This window comes from Streptomyces atriruber (genome assembly GCF_001418325.1).
GTDB classification, from domain to species: Bacteria; Actinomycetota; Actinomycetes; order Streptomycetales; family Streptomycetaceae; genus Streptomyces; species Streptomyces atriruber.
On record NZ_LIPN01000201.1, the window covers coordinates 1 to 6,430 of the forward strand.

Consider the following 6,430-nt stretch of genomic DNA (forward strand, 5'->3'; position numbering starts at 1 on the left):
GCCCCGCCCCGCGGAGAAACGTCACCACGCCCAGCGTGCGCCCCCTGCTGCGCAGGACGACACAGAGGGCGTGCACCGAGTCGTCGGGCCACTGCCGAACCGCCGCCCACTCCCGAACCCGCTCCACCGAAGCCCCCACCCCCGCACTGGCCCGCACGGACCCGACCCGCTCCACGCTCTGCGCCGCGGGATGCCCTTCGGGGTAGCGGACGGGGATGCCCGCCGTGGCGACGGGACGGCAGGGACCGGGCGGCCCCGCCGGTGTCGCGGCGATGCGGACCAGACGTACCGGATCCTCGCCCGCGAGCAGGTCCACCAGCGCGTGGTCGGCGAACCCGGCGAGCGCGAAGTCCAGCTGGACCGTGGCCGCCTCCGTCGGGTCCTCGCACTCCGCGGTGGCCCGCGCCGCCCGGTGCAACTGCTGGGAGCGGAACCGCAGCTGCGCCGCCACCTGCTCGGTCTGCTTGGCCTGCGTGACGTCGAGGAACAGCCAGCCGACGCCCAGCGGCACGGGCTCCTCGGCGAGCGGCGAGGCGAGCCGCAGGAAGCCGCTGCGCCAGCAGCGCCGCTCGTCCCCGTCCTCCGCCCCGGCCCGCACCGTCACCCACAGCTCGGCGGGCGCGGGCGGCGTCCCCTCGGCCAGTACGTGGGTCAGCGCGCTCTCCAGCTCCTCGACGCCCTGTCCGAGCAGATCGGCCAGCGGCCGCCCGAGGACGGCGCTGCGGCCGACCCCGAAGGCGCGGGCGGCGTGTTCGTTCACGACGGCGGGCCTGAGATCCGCGTCGACGAGCACCACGCCCCACGACGCCGTCTCGAACAGCGCCTCGCTCAGGGCGATGGACCGCTCCAGGTCGATCTGCGCGTGGACCTCGCTGAAGGCGCAGTACACCCCCGACGACTTGCCGTCCCCGCCCCGCACGGACGCCGACTGCATCCGCACCAGGACCCGTCCGCCGTCCTTGGTCACCAGCGCGAACTCGTGCACCTGTCGGCCCGGCGCGTCCATCGCGGACAGCAGCCGCTCCTCGACCTCCCCGGCGTCGGCGGGCCGCACGGCCCACCCGGTGAACCCGTGCCGCCCGACGGCCTCCGCCGCCGTCCAGCCGAGGATCCGCTCGGCCTCGCGGTTCCAGTGCGTCACCACACCGTCGGCGTCGAACGCGCAGAGCGCGGCGTCCATTCCGTCGAGCAGTGCCGCGAGCAACTCGGCACCACCGGGCTCGGGTTCGTCAGGACCCAGTTCGTCAGTAGTTCCGCTCTGCCGCGAAGCACTCACGTGGAACCCCCTACAGGCCGTGTCCTCGTCCTCATGAGCTGCCTGTACTGCATGAGCTGCGCGATCTGCCCGTACCGCATGTCAGATCATTCAACTGGAACGTGACGCAGCCCACAGGAAGTTCCCGGAAGTTGGAGAGAAATCGTTGTGCGATCGCGTACCCAGAAAATCGGTTGAGCCGCTCATCGCCGCTTCCTAAGGTGTCTATCACTCGAAGAAAGGAGGTGATCCGGCAGTGATTTCATTGCGGACGCGAGAGGTGGCTGCGGGCTAGCGGCCTGCCACCACACCCAGTGCGGTGCCGGGCCGGCACGTGAGACGAGCGTGCAGCCGGCCCAAACCCAAAGCAGTCACCCGACCCGCGAGCCGCCGGTACGTCCGGCCGGCTCCCTCCGCCCCGGGCGGCAGGGATCCAGGCTCGCGGGTCGCCTGCGTTCCAGGCCGTACGGTCCGAGGGTTGTACGGTCCGAAGGCCTTGCGGAATCAGCCCTTGCTCACCGCCGTGAGGATCTCCGGCAGGCGCCGGGCGAGGCGCGGGGCCGCCAGGCGCACGCCCAGTTCCGTGACCGTCGCGCCGTAGACCGCGCCCAGCGGGAGCAGCAGCCAGCTCCAGGAGGCCTCGCCCGAGGCGTGCAGCCAGATCGTGAGGGCCAGGACGGGCGCGCACAGCAGGGCCGCCGCGACCATGCCGCCGAAGATGGAGATCCAGGCGAGGCCCGCCTGGCCAGGGGCCACGTTCTTGTAGCCCTCCTGCGGGATGGAATACGGGAAGCGGGCCGACGACCACGCGCCCGTGGCCAGCATCGCGCCGAGCAGGGCGAAGGAGAGGCCGAGCACCTCCGCCAGGGCGGGCCAGTCGTCCAGCAGCGCGGTCGTCAGGACGGTGACCAGCGCGGCGTACGGAAGGGTGATCAGGAGGAGGGCGAGGGCCCGGCCGCGCAGCTCCACGTACGCGTCGCGTGTCGACGAGATGGTCATCGCCACCATCCAGAACGCCGAGGTGTCCTGGCCGAACTGGTTGTACATGAGGACCCCGAGCATCCCCGCCGCGAAGCAGGCGAAGTAGACGGACCCGGTGCCCTGCAGGGCGTTGAAGAGCGGCACGATCAGGCCGATGGCGAGGGAGGTGACCCAGGCCGCCTTGGTCTTCGGGTCGCGCCAGACGTACCGCAGGCTGCGCTCCATGACCGTGCCGGTGCGGCCCGCGGGCAGCAGCCCGCCGAGCGCGCCCGACGTGCGGGAGGTGCCCTTGTCCGGCTCGGCGGCCGCGAGCGTGGAGCCGTCCGGTGTCGTCATCAGGCGGATCAGGCTGCGCTGCCAGAGGGCGAGGAGGGCGAGGAGCGCCGCCGCGGTCAGGGCCAGTTGGGCCGCCGCCGTCGCGTACGCGCCCTCGCTGACCGAGTCCACCGCGCCGAGCGCCGCGGACGGCGGGATCCAGCGCACGACGTCCGCGGCCGGGTCGAGCGTGGCGAGGCCGGACGAACCGAGTTTCTGCGCCCCGAAGTTGACGACCTGCGCGCCGACCGCGATGACCAGGCCGCTGAGGACGGCGAGGTCGCGTCCCTTGCGGCTGGTCAGGAGGCGGATGTTGGCGGCCGCGACGGCGCGGGCCAGCGCCACGCAGACGAGCAGGGTGAGGGCGACCGCGACGACGCCGGTGACGGCCGCCGCCGGGCCGTGGGCCAGCGCGACCGCCGCCCCGGCCGCGAGGCAGAGCGTGAACAGGGGGCCGATGCCCACGAGGGAGGCGACGAGCAGCGCCCGTACGAGCGGGCGGGGGCGCAGCGGCAGCATCACCAGGCGCGTCGGGTCGAGGGTCTCGTCGCCGCTCGGGAAGAACAGCGGCATGACCGCCCAGCCGAGGGCGAGCACCCCGACGAGCAGCACGCAGACCGTCGCGACGTGGGCGTTGTCGCGCAGCGCGACGAGGCCGATGAGCTGCAGCGCGGCGAAGAGGAGCGCGACGGTGACGGACGCGATGTAGGCGGCGCGGCGGCCGGTCGACTGGCGCAGGCCGTTGCGCAGGAGGGACAGCTTCAGGCGGATGAGGACGGGCGTGATCGCCGGGTCCGTGGTGGGGTGCGCCGTGGTCATCGGGGGCCGCCGCCCAGCCAGTCGAGGTCGGATCCCGCGGTACGGCCGTGCGCGCCGACGAGTTCGAGGAACGCCTGCTGCAGCGAGGGCGCCGCGCCCCGCACCTCCGCGAGGGTGCCGTGCGCGCGGATGCGGCCCGCGGCCATGACGGCGACCCAGTCGCAGAGGGATTCGACGAGCTCCATGACGTGCGAGGAGAAGACGACGGTGGCGCCGGAGGCGGTGTAGCGCTCCAGGACGCCGCGGATGGTCTGGGCGGACACGGGGTCCACGCCCTCGAACGGCTCGTCGAGGAAGAGCACTTCGGGGTTGTGGAGCAGGGCCGCGGCCAGGCCGATCTTCTTGCGCATGCCGGTCGAGTAGTCGACGACCAGCTTGTGCTGGGCGCCCGCGAGGTCGAGTACGTCCAGGAGCTGGGTGGCCCGCTTGTCGACCTCGGCGCCGGGCAGCCCGCGCAGCCTTCCGGTGTACGCGAGGAGTTCGCGCCCCGAGAGCCGCTCGAAGAGGCGCAGGCCCTCGGGGAGCACGCCGATGCGGGACTTGACCTCGACGGGGTCGCGCCACACGTCGTGGCCGACGACCTCGACGGTGCCCTGGTCGGGCCGGAGCAGGCCGGTGACCATGGAGAGGGTGGTGGTCTTCCCGGCGCCGTTGGGACCGACCAGGCCGATGAACTTGCCCGCGGGCAGGCTCAGGTCGATCCCGGCGACGGCGACCTGCTCACCGAATCGCTTCCAGAGTCCCTGGATCCGTACCGCCGCCGCTTCCGTCACCGTGCCGCCCTCCACTGTGCCCGCCCGTTTTCGAGGTGTTCGCCGTGTCCGCACGATACGTCGGCGGCGGCCCCCGGGGAGCTCAGCGGGTCAGCGGCGGGCTTCCCTGCCGCATGCGTAGGCCAGCGGCGAGATGATCTCCTCGGCGTCCGGCAGCCAGCGGTTGGCGGCGGTGGGGCGGCAGGCCCACTGGACGGCGCCGATGGCTCCGAAGCGGGTCGGGGGACCGGCGACGTAGGTGCCCTCGCCGAGCGCGACCAGGTCGATGGCGGCCGGCGGCCAGCCCAGCTTGCGCACGAGGTCGGGGACCTTGGCCGTGGCGCCGGGCAGCACGAAGAACTGCATGCGGCGGTCGGGCGTGCAGGTCACGGGGCCGAGGGTGAGCTCCATCCGCTCCATGCGGGCGAGCGCGAGGAAGCCGGCGGTCTCGGGCACGTCGATCGCGTCGAACGTGCGCCCGGTGGGCAGCAGGATCGACGCCTTGGGCTGCTTCTGCCAGAGCCTGCGGGCCACGGTCGCGCTGCCGGTGGCCTGCGTGGCCCAGTCCTCGCGGGCGGGGTGTGCGCCGGGCGCGTCGCATGCGGTGTCCCCGCACGAGCACTGTTCGACGCCCTCGAGGGACTCGAGCCAGGTCCCGGGGAACACGTCCCAGTGACGCTCTTCCGCATACCGCACGGCCGTGTCGAGCAAGGCCTCTCCGCGCTGCTTCGGGATCTGCGCGGCTGACGTGACTCCGATGGTCTCTTCCACGAAGTTCTCAACTCCCGGTGCCACCTCGGGTTACGGGCGCACGCGAGGGCGGGGGAGGAGCATCGATCCTGCGAGTGGGGCGCATGGGTGCATGGGTGGGGGCGCGCGGGAGGATTGGCTGCCGGGTGCGGGTAGCCACGACACGGGCAATCGGAGGACGCCTCGGAGGAAGCCCGGGGACCGGCGGGTCCGTACGGTTCGGACCTGCCGGACCGTACAGTTTGGCACTTGTAGTTCTTTATGGCTTCTTTTGCTTCTTTTGTGGCGCATCTTCGCCTTGCCCCAAGGGCATTGATCATCCTGAGGCGGTCCACCGCGGCCGTCCGTTCCGATGGTCCACGGTGCACACAGGGGGTACGCCATGGCCGCCAGGCCTCTCGTCGCGCGACAGCCCAATGAACGGCTGCAGGCGCTCATCCAGGAAGCCGGCTGTTCCAATGCCGGACTGGCCCGCAGGGTCAACATGTGTGGTGCGGAGCACGGCCTCGACCTGCGCTACGACAAGACGTCGGTGGCCCGCTGGCTGCGTGGGCAGCAGCCGCGCGGGCGGGCGCCCGGCATCATCGCGGAGGCGCTCGGCCGCAAGCTGGGCCGTACCGTCACCATCGACGAGATCGGCATGGCGAACGGCAAGAACCTCGCCTCCGGAGTCGGTCTGCAGTTCTCGCCGACCGTGCTCGGCGCCATCGAGCAGGTGTGCGAGCTGTGGCGCAGTGACGTGGGCCGCCGCGACTTCCTCTCCGGGTCGTCCGTGGCCGCGTCCGCGCTCGTCGAGCCCAGCCGTGACTGGCTGATCTCCTCGCCGGACTCGCAGGTCGGCAGGACCGCGGGGCCGCGCGTCGGGATGTCGGACGTGGCGGCGGTCAAGGCGATGACGGAGGCGCTGACCCAGCTCGACCACCAGTTCGGCAGCGGTCATGTGCGGCCGGTCGTCGTGCACTACCTCAACTCCGTGGTCTCCGGGCTGCTCGCGGGTTCCTACCGGGAAGCGGTGGGGCGCGAACTCTTCGCCGCGGTGGCCCGGTTGACGGAGCTCGCCGGGTACATGGCGGTCGACACGGGGCAGCCGGGCCTCGCCCAGCGCTATTACATCCAGGCGCTCCGGCTCGCCCAGGCCGCGGGCGACCGGGGGTACGGAGGGTACGTACTGGCGGCATCGATGAGTCACCTGGCCGCACAGCTCGGGAACCCGCGGGAGATCGCGCAGTTGGCGCGGGCCGCCCAGGAGGGCACGCGCGGGAGGGTCACGCCCCGCGCGGAGGCGATGTTCTACGCGGCCGAGGCGCGTGGGCACGCGCTGCTCGGCGACGTGCGGGCCACGCAGGTCGTGGCGGGGCGTGCGGTCGAGGCGATGGACCGGGCGTCCGGAGCGACTGATTCCGGTGACGACCCGGTGTGGATCCGCCACTTCGACCACGCGTATCTGGCCGATGAAATGGCGCATTGTCACCGGGACTTGGGGCAGGCCGACGCGGCGGCGCGCAGCGCTCAGGAGTCCCTGGACGGGCATCCGGAGACGCGGGCGCGGCGGCGGGCG

5 protein-coding genes are annotated in these 6,430 nt (G+C 72.5%); 1 reads left to right on the forward strand and 4 read right to left on the reverse strand.

What is annotated here, in order from left to right:
• From AOK03_RS21825 to AOK03_RS21840, 4 genes are all read right to left on the reverse strand, one after another.
• On the reverse strand, window positions 1–1,276 hold a 1,276-nt coding region (locus AOK03_RS21825), incomplete at its 3' end, for a PAS domain-containing protein (protein WP_055567011.1).
• A 483-nt stretch (window positions 1,277–1,759) separates the two neighbouring features.
• Window positions 1,760–3,370, reverse strand: coding sequence for a hypothetical protein (locus AOK03_RS21830; protein WP_055567007.1), 1,611 nt, complete (start codon window positions 3,368–3,370; stop codon window positions 1,760–1,762).
• Complete coding sequence (locus tag AOK03_RS21835) at window positions 3,367–4,143, reverse strand: ABC transporter ATP-binding protein (protein WP_167355630.1); 777 nt, start codon at window positions 4,141–4,143, stop codon at window positions 3,367–3,369. The genes AOK03_RS21830 and AOK03_RS21835 overlap by 4 nt, the downstream gene beginning before the upstream one ends.
• Before the next feature lie 90 nt (window positions 4,144–4,233).
• A complete protein-coding gene (locus AOK03_RS21840; protein ID WP_055567009.1) occupies window positions 4,234–4,893 on the reverse strand; it encodes a bifunctional DNA primase/polymerase in 660 nt (219 codons plus the stop codon).
• Between the two features lie 361 nt (window positions 4,894–5,254).
• Between AOK03_RS21840 and AOK03_RS21845 the strand changes: the two genes are divergently transcribed.
• A partial coding sequence (locus tag AOK03_RS21845; RefSeq protein ID WP_055567010.1) for an NsdA family TPR-like regulatory protein occupies window positions 5,255–6,430 on the forward strand: 1,176 nt, incomplete at its 3' end.

Excerpts from the sequence above, each read along its gene's own strand:
- AOK03_RS21830 (WP_055567007.1), bottom strand. The coding sequence starts at position 3,370 with ATGACCACGGCGCACCCCACCACGGACCCGGCGATCACGCCCGTCCTC.